Genomic DNA, 15,466 nt, shown 5'->3' on the forward strand with positions numbered 1-15,466 from the left:
TTATTTTTTATTGGATGTAGAGAGCAGACCCTGAATAGCAGCATTTAAATAACTTATTTGACAATATGTATACACAAGTCTGTCGAAGCGTTCTGCTGGGTCAGAAAAATACAGTAATGACTTGTATAAACCCCGAAGCAAGCGCTCGCTACCACGCACTAACTGATTGATACCTGTTTTACCTGCAAGTTGTTCTCGATAGCACTCACTGATACCTTGCCACCAGCCGCGATTCAAAAACCAAGAGCGATTCAGCCGTTCGGGTGCAACGTTATGTGCAACTAAAGCTTCTGGAAGATAGGCGACTTGCCACCCATACTGAAGTGCAAATTCAGTCATTTGCAGTTCTTCATTAGATAACAAGTTTTTTCCCACTCGACCAAGATGGGGATCAAAACCACCAATTTCTTCGAGAAAGCTACGACGAATCGAATAATTTAAGCCTCTGGGGGTTAAACCGGGTTGCTCGATATAAACTATTTTGTCACCTAGGTCGTAAGCTCCCAAATTGCCTGCTAATCCAGAAGATAGCCACTTGGGTGGTTGGATAGTTGGCGGCCATAAAAGTGTAACTTTGCCACCAGCGATCGCTAGTTTTGGGTTGCTTTGATATGCAGAATACAATACTTGCAACCAGCGATCGCTTGCTACGGCATCATCATCTAAATAAGCGAGAATTTCGGCACTAGCAACTTTAGCACCAGTGTTACGGGCAACTGATAATCCGGTGGTGGGTTCAAAGATATACTTTAAACGAGGATTGCAGGCTCTTTGTTCTACAACTTCGCGGGTGCGATCGCTTGAGTTGTTATCTACCACTATCACCTCAAAGTCAGCCGCAAAATCCTGCGCCAACAGGCTATCAATCGCCGCACCTAAATAGGTATCTCGATTGTGAGTACAGATAATGGCAGAGATTTGGATATCTGGCATAGGATTAAGTTTAAGTTGTCACCTTTGGATTTTAGATTACAGTCTTCTATCCAACGGTCGCCTGCTCAGTGCTAATCTATAACAAAAAATCCAACCCACCAACCGCGTTTCTTCGGAAATCGTCTTTAAATCTTCACGCTTGTTGAATATGGCTGTGTAAAACTACTAAAGTTTCTGCTAACTGACTCAGGCGTGTTTCTAGATATTGTTTGCGTCCTAACAGCTGACGTAACTTTTGATGACGGGCGATCGCCATACTAACTGTAGGCACCTGATCTGGTGGACAAGGACGTGACCAAACTTTACCAGATCCATCCAAGCCACAAAGGCGATATCCTGTACGCGCAAATTGATCAGCGTCTTTAGATCCAGTTGTGCAAAGTTCTTCTACATAGTTCATCAGGCGGTCAACTTCTGCATGGCGCAGTGTCACAGTTCCCGGCTGTTCTGGTTCTTTGGGATTGGATTCTAACCAACCATTAACTATTGGCCCTTCTAAATACAGGTCTTGGATTTGTTGCAGAATAGTGTGGAGTTCTTGCTGCCAACCAGCCACATGAATTTGAATTTCTTGCAACAGATTCATCGCTAAGGCTGGATTCGCTCCGTGACGATGGTTGCTGAAGCTAGGAGTTTTAAACTTGGGTAGGCTAGGTGTTTTACTACCATTTTCTTTTGCCGAAAATGTCTCTACAGAATGATGCTGGGAAAATAAATTTTGTTCAACAGTGCTTTCATTTTGAGAGCTGATGTCAAAGTTATCTGTTAGTTCTGATATTATGCTCTGATCATCAGATGTATTTATATCTGGTGTCGCTGCTTTGGCAGAAACACTAATTCTAAAAGATACCGGCTGCTTTGGCGAATCCCCCGCTTCCACAGTTGCATTGTCTCGATTTCCTAAATCATGTAGAGTTGCCTCAATACGTTTTAGACCTGTTTTCATAAAAATATCCTGTAAGTTTGCTGCCCTCTGTGGTGTTCAATCATTCACAAAGGTTTGTTGGGAGTTTTAGCTTTTGCTAATTTTGGCACAAATTAATGCTGGTGCTAATTTTATCTCTTAAAAGATATTTGCTACAAACAAACTCAAAATCATAGTCTCAATGTATGAAACTGGTAGGATTATTAGGCAAAATTGCTATTAACATCGCTACCACCATACTCTCAAAATCTGCCAAAGGTATTAGGAAAAATCTGTGGGTAAAGTCATCTTAATTACGGGGCCTGCTAGGTCTGGGAAAAGTGAATGGGCAGAATACCTAGCCAAGCAGTCAGGCAAAAAAGTTGTTTACGTGGCAACTGCTACAGAAAACCCTGCCGATACAGAGTGGCAAAAACGCATTCAACAGCATCAACAACGCCGTCCTCAAGATTGGACAACTTTGGCAGTACCAATAGAATTATCAGCTACCTTGGCTGATGCTAAACCTAATAGTTGCCTGTTGGTTGATTCTTTGGGAACTTGGGTAACTAATCTTTTAGACCAGGATGAAGTTAGCTGGCAAAACACGATCGCAGAGTTTATAGACACTGTACAACTAGTAGCTGCCGATATGCTGTTTGTCGCTGAAGAGGTTGGTTGGGGTGTGGTTCCCGCCTATCCCATTGGTAGACAGTTCCGCGATCGCTTGGGTTCTTTGGTGCGGCAATTAGGTACAGTCTGTGACGCTGTTTATCTGGTGACTGGTGGTCATGTTTTGAATCTGAGTGTTCTTGGTACACCACTACCACAAGTGATAGATGAAGAACTATAAACTATATTTTAAGAAAAATTAAGACTGCTTGATTATTATTTGTATGTCTTTTGAAGGGCTAATTTTTAATAGAAAATTAATACGATACGTAGATTAAGTCTCTTCATCCCGAATGTACAATTGTAGTATGGCAAACAAAGAAGATGTAAAAAAATATCTTGCCTACTGGTTTCAGTTGGGTAAGAGAGTAGTAGTCGGGAATGGGGCAGCACAGTTGTTACCTCAACCTGTCTACAGAGGTGATCAATATAGTCAAGAATTTGAAGATTGTTGGCAGAGAATTATTTCATTAGAAGCGTGCGATTGTTATCTAGAAGGCACTAGCGAAACCATTGCCGAATTGCTGACACCTGCATGGGAAATGATGCCTTGTAGTCGTTGCAATATGCCAATACCAATGAAAAACGTGGGAATGCCGGCAGAAACTTGTCCATGCAATAATTTACCTGGTTGGCCTAACACAGATTTACCAGCACCACGCTCTGCTATTGACAACCAAGAAAGACTATTGGGAATTCGCGATCGCTTGATAGAAAATCTTTCTATCAGAAGTAAATAAGCTTCATTCGGCAAGTAATTTCACAAGGTTTGTAACCGTGGTTTAGGGCAAAAACTGCGGTATTTTTATGACAAATTTCCTATGTCAGTGCTGCAAGCAAAATTTTTGTGATAAACCATGCCACCATATAGAATAGAGCGCCAAAATCAGCAATAGGAAAACAAAAAAACGCTGTGCAGATAACATTTTTAGGGACAAGTTCCGGTGTACCCACGCGATCGCGTAATGTTTCTAGTGTTGCCCTAAGATTACCCCAAAGGGCAGAACTGTGGTTATTCGATTGTGGCGAAGGGACTCAGCATCAAATTTTGCGGAGTGACCTCAAAATCAGCCAACTTTCCCGAATTTTTATTACCCACATGCACGGCGACCACATTTTTGGCTTAATGGGTCTTCTGGCTAGTTGTGGCTTAGCTGGCAATGTAGACAGAATTGATATTTACGGCCCACCTGGATTAAATGAATATATCCAATCGGCATCACGGTACTCTCATACGCACTTTTCCTATCCGATTAAAGTTCATACCATCCGTCCGGGAGTAATTTACGAAGATCAGGAATTCACCGTTACCTGTGGTCAGTTGCATCATCGCATTACTGCATTTGGATACCGAGTTGCCGAAAAAGACCGCTCAGGAAGGTTTGAGATTGAAAAAGCCAAAGCACTGCAAATTCCTCCTGGTCGGATTTATGGGCAACTCAAGCGTGGTGAAACTGTCACCTTGGCTGATGGCAGAGTGATTAACGGTACTGAGCTTTGCGGCCCTACAGAAATTGGACGAAAAATAGCTTATTGTACGGATACAATTTATACAGAGGGTGCAGTTGAATTAGCCCAGGACGCAGATGTGTTAATTCACGAGGCTACCTTTGCCCATCAAGACGCAGAGATGGCTTTTCAAAGATTACATTCAACAACGACGATGGCTGCACAAACAGCTTTAGCGGCTGGTTCCCATCGGTTAATTATGACTCATTTTAGTCCTCGCTACGCTCCTGGTAACCCTATAGATTTGAAAGATTTGCTTCAGGAAGCCCGTGCAATTTTTCCGAATACAAATATGGCTTACGACTTTATGACTTATGATGTACCGAGACGACGAGAAGTAGGGTTACAACAAGCACCTGTGAGTTAAAGGACGTGGATGAAGTGAAGATTTAGCTGATGCGATCGCCAAGATAAGCAACTGTAACACAGAATTTCTTACTCATAGTTGTTAAGTTTAACAATATCAATGCTTTTGAGAGCCAATGCGGGATATCTCTATTGCGAAGTCGTGGTGATTCTTGGGTGATTGCGGCGAATACAGCGCAATCAAGGTATACAGCATTGGCGGCTCCATAATAAAAAGCCATACTCTTGATGATGACTGAATGCACAACTTTAAGAGATGGCTCATACTGACTAAATTCACTAAATAACTTCTTTCTTACTCCATCACATTTATCATGCAGATGGTTCTTCTTCTCTCACACTTTGACTGATAACTTCAACTAACTCTGGCATACTTTCAAATCGATCTTGACCTGTTTGTTCGAGTAGCGAACGTAAATCTACAGTTTTATCTTTTGTCCAATGAATTTGTTCACTATCCTTCGCTTGTTGGAGTATATCCTCTTTACTGGCTGGAAAGTCTATCCCTGCCAGTGCTTGAGTAACTGCTGCTACTCCATAAGCTTCACCTTTATCTGGCCCGCGATGCTCAGTCCCTGCTTCAGATTTGGTAGACATAATATCCTCGTTACTAATAGTAATTGAGGTACTTACTTTTCTACACTAAAACTATTAGTTATTGTAATCTTCTATCTAGAGAATTACTTCTTTTATTACTTTGAAAAGTACTGTGTTCTTCAGTTTACTTAATTTAAGATAAATCCGAATTACTTGCATATTTTAATCTTGACTTTTAGTCAGGGAAAGCTAAACCAGTTCTTGGGTCACGGATATACAAACCTAGTGTAAGGCTACGCATTACTTCATCCCAAACAGGTGTTAACTGTTCTGCTTGGTCTGCCCAATAATCGAATGTAATCAAGCACTGAATATTCGAGCCTAAGCCAATACAAATTCGTGAAAAAGCTTCCCGTGGTTCGGCTTGAGTGTCAATAAATTTAATTTCTGTCCAGACAATTCTGGCGGTTTGGCGCTTGAGGGTAATAATTTCACCTTTCTCAATTACATCACGACTGTCTTCTTCTACTACTTTCTTCAAAGTAGGTTTGAGAGGAAACAGACTCCAGTCGTTGGGCGGTAGATGATTGAAAGATACTTCTAAACAACAGTCATCTTTGGGTGGTTTTTTATCCATGAACTTGAAAGATTTTTCTTGCGGTTCAAAAATCCAATTTTGGGGAACATTGAAGCGAACAGCCCCCCGGTTGGCGACAAAAATTTTATAGCCTGATGGAGATTCCCAGTGATGGTCAGGTTTGAGATCAAGCGTTTCTTTAATCCACTGAAGATTGCTTTTTTTACGCTTTGCCATAGTTTTAGCGATCGCTCACTTCGTTAATAATATCAAATTGACGGATGATGAATGTTTCGCGCCAAGGCGCAAAGGTGCAAAGATGATTTTGACTCAACGTAAACCCCCGGATGCTGATGCTGAGGTGAGTTTAACTTTAGCACTGACGGCAGAAGAACGCACTCGCAGTCGTCATCGGTTTGAGATGGAAGATGGTCAGGTTGTGTTTTTGCGTTTATCCAGGGGGACGGTGTTAAAGGATGGCGATATTTTACAAGATGAAAGTGATGGTAGTGTAATTAGAATTATTGCGAAACCAGAACCTGTGCTGACTGTTTCTGCTGCGTCACCACTTTTATTAATGCGAGCAGCATACCATTTGGGCAATCGTCATGTGCCTGTGGAAATTACGTCGAGTTATTTGCGTTTATCACCGGATGCAGTGTTACGCACAATGTTGACACAGTTGGGACTGGAAATTATCGAGGAAATTGCACCATTTCAGCCAGAGTTAGGGGCTTATGGACATCATCACTCTCACTAATAGCGATTTTTTGTTTATTTTACAGTTAGCTAGTCCAGCTTTACCTGTAGGAGCTTATAGTTATTCGGAAGGTTTGGAAACTTTAGTAGAAGATGGCATAATTGCTCACCAAGATAGTCTCAAACATTGGTTGACATCGGAAATGCGTTACGGTGCAATTCGTCTGGAGGCGGCGGTGATGTTACGCGCTGCGGAATCTGCAAAAGTTGGGAATTTAGAGGCGCTATGTTATTGGAATCGCTGGCTATCTGCGGCGAGAGAAACTCAAGAATTACGTAATTCTAGTTGGCAGATGGGGCGATCGCTCGTGCAGTTACTTGGTAAACTACAACCACAGCTACTACCTACTATTAATAGTTTGGGTAATCCTTGCAATTATGCGATCGCTTTTGGTATTGCTGTCGCACATTGGCAAATTCATCTTCATGCTGCTTTATTGGCATATCTGCATAGTTGGGCTAGTAATCTCATCACCGCTGGAGTTAAACTCATTCCCCTGGGACAAACCGCAGGACAAGAGTTATTGCTAGATTTACAACCATTAATTAGCGTAACTGTCCAAGAAATTCTTGTTTTAGAGGATGATGAACTGAGTTGTTGTAGTTGGGGTTTATCTTTAGCGAGTATGCAGCATGAAACGCAGTATACAAGGTTGTTTAGAAGTTAAGTATGAAGTATGAAGTATGAAGTATGAAGTGTGAAATTTCATCTTGTTGACCATTGACTATTGACCATTGACCATTGACTATTGACCATTGACCATTGACCATTGACTATTGACTATTGACCATTGACCATTGACTATTGACTATGACTGCATTTCGAGTAGGTGTTGCTGGCCCAGTAGGTTCGGGGAAGACGGCTTTAGTGGATGCTTTATGTAAGGCGTTGCGCGATCAGTATTATATTGCCGTGGTGACAAATGATATTTATACTCAAGAGGATGCACAATTTTTAGTGCGTTCTCAAGCTTTAGCAAGCGATCGCATTTTGGGTGTAGAAACTGGTGGTTGTCCTCACACGGCCATTCGGGAAGATGCTTCGATGAATTTGGCAGCAATTGAACAGTTAGAAGAGCGTTTTCAGAATTTAGAATTAGTCTTTTTAGAAAGTGGTGGTGATAATTTAGCTGCTACCTTCAGTCCAGAATTAGTCGATTTAACAATTTACGTTATTGATGTGGCTGCTGGCGATAAAATTCCCCGCAAAGGTGGCCCAGGAATTACTAAGTCTGATTTATTAGTTATTAATAAAACTGACCTTGCACCATTCGTAGGCGCAGATTTAAGCGTTATGGAACGAGATGCTAAAAAAATGCGCGGTGATAAACCTTTTATCTTTACTAATTTAAAAACTCAATCAGGACTAGCTGATGTAATTAGTTTTGTCGGTAAACATATTGGTTAAAAATTTGGCAGCGATAGTGAAGTGCTGAGTGCTGAGTGCTGAGTGCTGAGAGGTTGTTTGGAAAGTCGTGAAAAATACTAAAAACCCCTCTCCAAACCTCTCCCCTAAAAGGAGAGAGGCTTTAAAACCCCCATTCCCTTGTAGGGAAGGGGGGATAGGGGGGTTAGGTTTTTAAGATCTTGATGTTAACAATAATACTTTTCAAACATCCTCTGAGTGCTGAGTGCTGAATTATGTGTAATGTCAAGTTCGGTTAATTATTTATAAATCCTAAAACACCCCACCCGCTTTACGGCACTGTAGAGACGCGAAATTTCGCGTCTCTACATCTGGTGGAATGACGAATCAACGATGCGAGTCGTTACATTAACGATGCAAGCCGTCACATTAACGATGCGAGTCATCGCATTAACGATGCGAGTCATCGCATTAACGATGCGAGTCGTTACATTAACGATGCGAGTCGTCACATTAACGATGCGAGTCGATGAATTGAGATTGTCGATTCAGAAACTTGTGTGTATACCGTAGCGGTTGAGGTGGAGTGTAAAGATTGTGGGCATTATAACTCCATCTACCGGATTTGATATAAAAAAATATACAAAAAAAAATAAGGACACCTATGCTACCAAACTTCTATTTTCTTGCCCTCTATCTTTCGTTAGATACCAATAATGTATTCGTCATCTTAAGGTTAACTAATTTATAGAGTTAGAATACTTGATAGTAATTGATGATTAAACTGGTATTTTAAATATGATTTTTAGCTATCTTCTGTAAGAGATTAGCTAAAAAGCAGCAAGGTAATTTTATTCTTCAAAGCGCTTATACTCAAGCCTCAATTGACTTATCAAAGACCCCTACGTTTTTGTAGTAGCAGTCTGGGATAAAAATAATTTTCAGCGAACTTAATTTGCGTGATGACGCTATTAAATAGCGGTGTGCAGTATTTCTATCATCTCCCTAATTAGTTTCCGCCAGCGGCAGACAACATTACTCTCAACTTCCCCAAGGATATAGCAATGGCAACCGAACTGTTAACCAGAGAAAGCGACAATCTTGATTTAAAACAACTGCTGAAAACACTAACTGCTGTTAAAAAAGGTGACTTTTCGGTTCGGATGTCCGTAGAACACACTGGTATAGCAGGTAAAATCGCTGACACGCTCAACGATATTATTGATCAGAATGAGCGTATGGCATTAGAGCTACAGCGCATTGGAAATGTTGTCGGGAAAGAAGGGAAAATTACAGAACGCGCCTCTCTGGGAACTGTGCGGGGTTCTTGGTCAGATTGTGTAAATTCTGTCAATACCCTCATTACAGATTTAGTCCAACCCACAGCCGAGACTACAAGGGTGATTCGGGCAGTAGCTAATGGGGATTTGTCTCAAACGATCGCCACAGAAATGGATGGCAAACCCCTCAAAGGTGAATTTCTGCAAACAGCCAATATCGTCAACACAATGGTGGAACGGCTGGGTTCCTTCGCTTCGGAAGTAACGCGGGTGGCGCGGGAAGTAGGAACGGAAGGAAAACTCGGTGTACAAGCAGAAGTGAAAGGTGTGGCAGGTACATGGAAAGACCTCACCGACAACGTGAACCTGATGGCAGGAAATTTGACAGGACAGGTAAGGAACATTGCGGAAGTAGCAACGGCGATCGCTAACGGTGACTTATCGAAGAAAATCACTGTAAATGTGAAAGGCGAAATTCTCGAACTGAAAAACACCGTCAACACAATGGTGGATCAGTTGAACTCCTTCGCATCGGAGGTAACAAGAGTTGCAAGGGAAGTAGGAACAGAAGGTAAACTCGGTGTACAAGCAGAAGTTCGCGGCGTTGCAGGGACGTGGAAAGACCTCACCGACAACGTGAACTTAATGGCGGGAAATTTGACAGGACAAGTGCGAAATATTGCGGAAGTGGCAACGGCGATCGCTAATGGTGATTTATCGAAGAAAATTACAGTTGATGTGAAAGGCGAGATTCTGGAGTTGAAAAACACCATCAATATCATGGTGGATCAACTCAGTTCGTTCGTGTCAGAAGTAACGCGGGTGGCGCGAGAAGTAGGCAGTGAAGGAAAACTGGGCGTACAAGCAGATGTCAAAGGTGTCGCGGGGACGTGGAAGGACTTGACAGACAGCGTGAACTTCATGGCGGGAAGTTTAACAGCCCAAGTACGGAACATCGCAGAAGTGACGACGGCGGTAGCGAATGGTGACTTGTCGAAGAAAATCACTGTAGATGTGAAAGGTGAGATTCTGGAGTTGAAAAACACCATCAACACAATGGTGGATCAGTTGAACTCCTTCGCGTCGGAAGTAACAAGGGTAGCGCGGGAAGTAGGAACGGAAGGTAAATTAGGCGTACAAGCAGAAGTACGCGGCGTTGCAGGGACGTGGAAAGACCTCACCGACAACGTGAACTTAATGGCGGGAAATCTGACAGGACAAGTACGAAACATTGCGGAAGTTGCGACTGCGATCGCTAACGGTGACTTATCGAAGAAAATTACAGTTGATGTGAAAGGCGAGATTCTGGAGTTGAAAAACACCATCAATATCATGGTGGATCAACTGAGTTCCTTTGCATCAGAAGTAACGCGGGTTGCAAGGGAAGTAGGCAGTGAAGGAAAACTGGGCGTACAAGCAGATGTCAAAGGTGTCGCGGGGACGTGGAAGGACTTGACAGACAGCGTGAACTTCATGGCGGGAAGTTTAACAGCCCAAGTACGGAACATCGCAGAAGTGACGACGGCGGTGGCGAATGGTGACTTGTCCAAGAAAATCACGGTGGATGTGAAAGGTGAGATTCTGGAGTTGAAAAACACCATCAATACAATGGTGGATCAGTTGAATTCCTTCGCATCAGAAGTAACGCGGGTGGCGCGAGAAGTGGGAAGTGAAGGAAAGCTGGGTGTACAAGCCGAAGTTCGAGGCGTTGCGGGTACGTGGAAGGACTTGACAGACAGTGTAAACTTCATGGCGGGAAGCTTGACGGCACAGGTGCGGAACATCGCGGATGTAACAACGGCGGTGGCGAATGGCGACTTGTCCAAGAAAATTACTGTAGATGTGAAAGGTGAGATTCTGGAATTGAAGAACACCATCAATACAATGGTGGATCAACTCAGTTCCTTTGCATCAGAAGTAACGCGGGTTGCCCGTGAGGTGGGTACAGAAGGTAAATTAGGTGTACAAGCAGAAGTTCGCGGCGTTGCAGGTACGTGGAAAGACTTGACAGGTGCGGTGAATATGATGGCGGGGAACCTCACCGACCAAGTACGCAGCATTGCCGAAGTTGCAACGGCGATCGCCAATGGTGACTTGTCGAAGAAAATCACAGTTCAAGTTAAAGGTGAAATTCTGGAACTGAAAAACACCATCAATATCATGGTGGATCAACTAAACTCCTTCGCATCTGAGGTAACAAGGGTTGCAAGGGAAGTAGGAAGTGAAGGAAAGTTAGGTGTACAAGCAGATGTGAAAGGCGTTGCAGGTACGTGGAAAGACTTGACAGACAGTGTGAACTTCATGGCGGGAAGTTTAACAGCCCAGGTAAGAAACATCGCAGCAGTAACAACGGCGGTGGCGAATGGCGACTTGTCGAAGAAAATCTCCGTTGATGTCAAAGGTGAAATTCTGGAGTTGAAAAACACCGTCAATACAATGGTGGATCAGTTGAACTCCTTCGCATCGGAAGTAACGCGGGTAGCGCGAGAAGTGGGAACAGAAGGAAAATTAGGTGTACAAGCAGAAGTAAAAGGTGTTGCAGGTACATGGAAAGACCTCACCGACTCAGTGAACTTCATGGCGGGAAGTTTGACAGCCCAGGTGCGGAACATCGCGGATGTGACGACGGCGGTGGCGAATGGCGACTTGTCCAAGAAAATCACCGTCGATGTGAAAGGTGAAATTCTGGAGTTGAAAAACACCATCAATACAATGGTGGATCAGTTGAACTCCTTCGCATCTGAGGTAACGCGGGTAGCGCGGGAAGTAGGAACGGAAGGTAAATTAGGTGTACAAGCCTACGTCCGAGGAGTTGGCGGTACATGGAAAGACCTCACCGACAACGTGAACTCAATGGCGGGTAATTTGACAGCCCAGGTGCGGAACATCGCCGAAGTAACAAAGGCGGTGGCGAATGGTGACTTGTCGAAGAAAATCACGGTGGATGTGAAAGGTGAAATTCTCGACTTGAAGAACACCATCAATACAATGGTGGATCAACTAAGTTCCTTCGCATCGGAAGTAACGCGGGTAGCGCGGGAAGTGGGAACGGAAGGGAAATTAGGCGGTCAAGCTGTGGTGCAAGGTGTTGCAGGTACATGGAAAGACCTCACAGATAACGTAAACTCAATGGCTGGTAACTTGACAGCCCAAGTGCGAGGCATTGCACGAGTTGTAACCGCCGTGGCGAATGGTGACTTGAAGCGGAAATTAATGCTAGATGCGAAAGGTGAAATCGAAACCTTGGCAGAAACCATCAACGAAATGATTGATACCCTAGCGACCTTTGCCAATCAGGTAACCACCGTAGCGCGTGAGGTGGGAATTGAAGGGAAATTAGGAGGTCAAGCTAAAGTCCCAGGTGCAGCCGGAACTTGGAAAGACTTGACAGACAACGTAAACGAACTGGCGGCTACACTCACAACTCAGCTACGCGCGATCGCCGAAGTGGCAACAGCGGTAACAAAAGGTGACTTAACACGTTCGATTTCCGTGGAAGCACTAGGGGAAGTGGCAATCCTGAAAGACAACATCAACCAGATGATTGCCAACCTGCGCGAAACCACCCAAAAGAACACCGAACAAGATTGGTTAAAGACCAACCTCGCCAAATTTACCCGAATGCTGCAAGGTCAGCGCGACTTAGAAACAGTATCCAAGCTGATTCTTTCGGAACTTGCACCACTGGTAGGCGCACAACATGGCGTATTCTACTTAATGGATACAGGAGAACAACAACAGGCGTATCTCAAATTACTCAGCAGTTACGCTTACCGCGAACGCAAACATTTAGCGAATCGTTTCCACTTGGGTGAAGGTTTAGTCGGACAATGTGCGTTGGAAAAAGAGCGAATTCTGTTGTCAGAAGTCCCCAGCGATTATGTCAAAATTAGTTCTGGTTTAGGTGAAGCAGCCCCACTCAACGCCGTAGTATTACCTGTGTTGTTTGAAGGGCAAGTGACAGCAGTAATTGAATTAGCTTCCTTCCGCCGCTTTAGTGAAATTCACCTGACATTCTTCGACCAGCTTACCGAAAGTATTGCGATCGTACTCAACACCATCGCCGCTTCCATGCGTACCGAAGAATTGCTTAAACAATCGCAATCTTTGGCAGAAGAACTGCAAACTCAGCAAAACGAACTCAAAGAAACTAACAAACGTCTCGAACAACAAGCCCAATCCCTGAAAACTTCGGAAGATTTACTCAAGAAACAGCAAGAAGAACTACAGCAAACCAACGCCGAACTCGAAGAAAAAGCCGAGTTGTTGGCACTGCAAAAGAAAGAAGTTGAGCGGAAAAATCTCGAAATTGAACAAGCCAGACTTTCTTTGGAGGAAAAAGCCGCACAACTGGCGCTGTCATCCAAATACAAGTCAGAATTTCTGGCTAATATGTCCCATGAACTGAGGACACCGCTAAACAGCTTGTTAATTTTGGCGAAATTGTTAGCAGATAACGTCGATGGCAACCTCAGCATCAAACAAGTTGAATACAGCCGCACCATTTACTCCGCCGGCAATGACTTGTTGGCACTGATTAATGACATTCTCGATTTGGCCAAAATTGAATCGGGAACGATGTCAATTGATATGTCGCAAATGTTAGTTACCGATTTGCGAGATCAGACAGAACGTACCTTTCGGCAAATAGCCCAAGACAAAGGACTTGGTTTCACTATTGAATTAGCTTCCGACTTACCTAAAGCAATTTATACCGACCCGAAACGCTTGCAACAAGTCCTGAAAAATCTGCTTTCCAACGCGTTTAAATTTACTGACCGGGGTGAGGTACGCTTGCGCATAGAAGTCGCCAAGCACGGATGGAGTATTAATCAAGAAACCTTGAACCGTGCGCCGATGGTAGTTGCCTTTTCCGTGATTGATACAGGGATTGGTATTGCCCCCGAAAAGCAAAAAGTGATTTTTGAAGCATTCCAACAAGCCGATGGTACTACCAGCCGCAAATACGGCGGTACAGGTTTAGGTTTATCCATTAGCCGGGAAATTGCGCGTCTGTTTGGTGGCGAAATTACCTTGGTGAGTAGCCTAACTCAAGGCAGTACATTTACCTTCTACTTGCCACAATTCAATTCTGAGCCAACATCAATTACTCCTGAACCGATATCTCAAATAGTTTCCCCTCAGCCATCAAAACTCATCACTCTAGATTCAACCACCGTCACAGCAACTGATGTTGAGGTGCAGCCAACAGAGCCAGCTAATACAGTAGTCATCCCAACACAGAGGCTGCGCCCTAACCCCCATACGCCAGTTTTAGAAGACGATCGCGTTGACATCGAAAAGGGCGATCGCGTGTTATTGATTGTCGAAGATGACATTCATTTTGCCCGTATCCTCTTGGAAATGGCGCAGCAGCAAGGATTCAAAGTAGTCGCCGCCCAAAGTGGTAGTAATGGTCTAGCACTTGCGCAACAATTCCAACCTGCGGGGATTTTACTCGATATCCGCCTGCCAGATATGGATGGTTGGACAGTGCTAGATCGGCTAAAACATGATGCCAATACCCGTCACATTCCTGTACATATTATGACTGTAGAAGAAGGAAAGAGACGCAGTTTGCAACTAGGAGCATTGGCATATTTGCAAAAACCTGCCAGCAGCGAGAGTATATCCGAAGCTTTAAACAAAATCAAAGGTTTTGTAGAGCGGCGGGTGAAGAATTTACTCGTAGTTGAAGATGACGACACTCAACGCCATAGTATTGTTGAGTTGATTGGCAATAGCGATGTTGCCACTACCGCTGTCGCCACTGGACAAGAAGCCTTAGAGGCGATTAACTCTCAACAATTTGACTGCCTCGTCCTCGATTTAGGATTGCCAGATATGAATGGCTTTGAACTGCTTCAGCAAATCAAGCAGCAGCCAAATGGTGAATCTCTGCCCATCATCATTTACACTGGCATCGAATTGACCAAAGCCCAAGAAGCAGAATTGCGGCGGATCACAGAAACAATCATCGTTAAAGACGTGCGATCGCCCGAACGTCTCCTTGATGAAACTACATTGTTCTTGCACCGAGTCCAAGCGGCTTTACCAGAACCCAAACGGCAAATGCTGGAACAACTGCATTCGCGTGACTACATACTGACAAATAAAAAAGTATTAATTGTTGATGACGATGTACGTAATATCTTTGCCTTGACCAGTATGCTAGAGCGCTATCAAATGCAAGTCATGTATGCAGAGAATGGTAGAGATGGCATCACTATGTTAGAAACTACACCAGATATTGATGTTGTGTTGATGGATGTGATGATGCCAGAAATGGATGGTTACGAAACAACACGCTTAATTCGGCAAAACAGCCGATTCACCACCTTGCCAATTATTGCCCTCACCGCCAAAGCCATGCAAGGCGATCGCGAAAAATGCATCGAATCCGGCGCATCAGACTACATCACCAAACCTGTGGACATTGAGCAGTTGCTTTCTTTACTGCGAGTTTGGCTGTATCGGTAAAAGGTAACAGGAAACAGGGAACGGGCAATAGGATCGGGAGCCGCCCATAAGGGTTTCCCGACTTGAGAGAACTGGCGTTGGGG

13 protein-coding genes are annotated in these 15,466 nt (G+C 43.9%); 7 read left to right on the top strand and 6 right to left on the bottom strand.

Going from position 1 to position 15,466, the window contains the following annotated elements:
* Together ACMX3D_RS10925 and ACMX3D_RS10930 are read right to left on the bottom strand one after the other, a co-directional pair.
* Positions 1-933 carry a glycosyltransferase family 2 protein gene (locus ACMX3D_RS10925; RefSeq protein ID WP_482751440.1) on the bottom strand — a complete coding sequence of 311 codons (933 nt, stop codon included), beginning with the start codon at positions 931-933 and terminating at the stop codon, positions 1-3.
* 133 nt (positions 934-1,066) lie between these two features.
* Complete coding sequence (locus ACMX3D_RS10930) at positions 1,067-1,879, bottom strand: hypothetical protein (protein WP_482751441.1); 813 nt, start codon at positions 1,877-1,879, stop codon at positions 1,067-1,069.
* Positions 1,880-2,132: 253 nt separating this feature from the next.
* On the opposite strand from ACMX3D_RS10930, the gene cobU reads away from it, so the two are divergent.
* The 3 genes from cobU to ACMX3D_RS10945 all read left to right on the top strand — a co-directional run bounded on the left by cobU (position 2,133) and on the right by ACMX3D_RS10945 (position 4,385).
* Positions 2,133-2,690: a bifunctional adenosylcobinamide kinase/adenosylcobinamide-phosphate guanylyltransferase gene (cobU, locus tag ACMX3D_RS10935; RefSeq protein WP_482751442.1), complete on the top strand. Its 558-nt coding sequence runs from the start codon at positions 2,133-2,135 to the stop codon at positions 2,688-2,690.
* Positions 2,691-2,817: 127 nt separating this feature from the next.
* Positions 2,818-3,249 (top strand): hypothetical protein, encoded by a 432-nt coding sequence (locus tag ACMX3D_RS10940; protein ID WP_482751443.1) that lies wholly within the window; start codon positions 2,818-2,820, stop codon positions 3,247-3,249.
* Between the two features lie 173 nt (positions 3,250-3,422).
* On the top strand, positions 3,423-4,385 hold the full coding sequence (locus ACMX3D_RS10945) for a ribonuclease Z (RefSeq protein WP_482751444.1): 963 nt from the start codon (positions 3,423-3,425) through the stop codon (positions 4,383-4,385).
* A 22-nt stretch (positions 4,386-4,407) separates the two neighbouring features.
* Here ACMX3D_RS10945 and ACMX3D_RS10950 read toward each other — a convergent pair whose 3' ends face one another.
* The 3 genes from ACMX3D_RS10950 to ACMX3D_RS10960 form a co-directional block, all read right to left on the bottom strand.
* Positions 4,408-4,605, bottom strand: coding sequence for a hypothetical protein (locus tag ACMX3D_RS10950; RefSeq protein ID WP_482751445.1), 198 nt, complete (start codon positions 4,603-4,605; stop codon positions 4,408-4,410).
* Positions 4,606-4,696: 91 nt separating this feature from the next.
* A complete protein-coding gene (locus ACMX3D_RS10955) occupies positions 4,697-4,981 on the bottom strand; it encodes a DUF2795 domain-containing protein (RefSeq protein WP_482751446.1) in 285 nt (94 codons plus the stop codon).
* A 175-nt stretch (positions 4,982-5,156) separates the two neighbouring features.
* Positions 5,157-5,735 carry a hypothetical protein gene (locus tag ACMX3D_RS10960; protein WP_482751447.1) on the bottom strand — a complete coding sequence of 193 codons (579 nt, stop codon included), beginning with the start codon at positions 5,733-5,735 and terminating at the stop codon, positions 5,157-5,159.
* An 82-nt stretch (positions 5,736-5,817) separates the two neighbouring features.
* On the opposite strand from ACMX3D_RS10960, the gene ureE reads away from it, so the two are divergent.
* From ureE to ureG, 3 genes are all read left to right on the top strand, one after another.
* Positions 5,818-6,258: an urease accessory protein UreE gene (gene ureE, locus ACMX3D_RS10965; protein WP_482752318.1), complete on the top strand. Its 441-nt coding sequence runs from the start codon at positions 5,818-5,820 to the stop codon at positions 6,256-6,258.
* Entirely contained in the window at positions 6,236-6,925 is a 690-nt protein-coding gene (locus tag ACMX3D_RS10970) for an urease accessory protein UreF (protein WP_482751448.1), read from the top strand. Before ureE ends, ACMX3D_RS10970 begins: the two co-directional genes overlap by 23 nt.
* 143 nt (positions 6,926-7,068) lie before the next feature.
* Positions 7,069-7,665 carry an urease accessory protein UreG gene (ureG, locus tag ACMX3D_RS10975; RefSeq protein ID WP_482751449.1) on the top strand — a complete coding sequence of 199 codons (597 nt, stop codon included), beginning with the start codon at positions 7,069-7,071 and terminating at the stop codon, positions 7,663-7,665.
* A gap of 323 nt (positions 7,666-7,988) precedes the next feature.
* Here ureG and ACMX3D_RS10980 read toward each other — a convergent pair whose 3' ends face one another.
* Positions 7,989-8,135, bottom strand: coding sequence for a hypothetical protein (locus ACMX3D_RS10980; RefSeq protein WP_482751450.1), 147 nt, complete (start codon positions 8,133-8,135; stop codon positions 7,989-7,991).
* Positions 8,136-8,687: 552 nt separating this feature from the next.
* On the opposite strand from ACMX3D_RS10980, the gene ACMX3D_RS10985 reads away from it, so the two are divergent.
* Positions 8,688-15,383: a HAMP domain-containing protein gene (locus tag ACMX3D_RS10985; RefSeq protein ID WP_482751451.1), complete on the top strand. Its 6,696-nt coding sequence runs from the start codon at positions 8,688-8,690 to the stop codon at positions 15,381-15,383.
* Positions 15,384-15,466: the final 83 nt, after the last annotated feature.

The organism is Anabaena sp. TISTR 8404 (genome assembly GCF_056847745.1).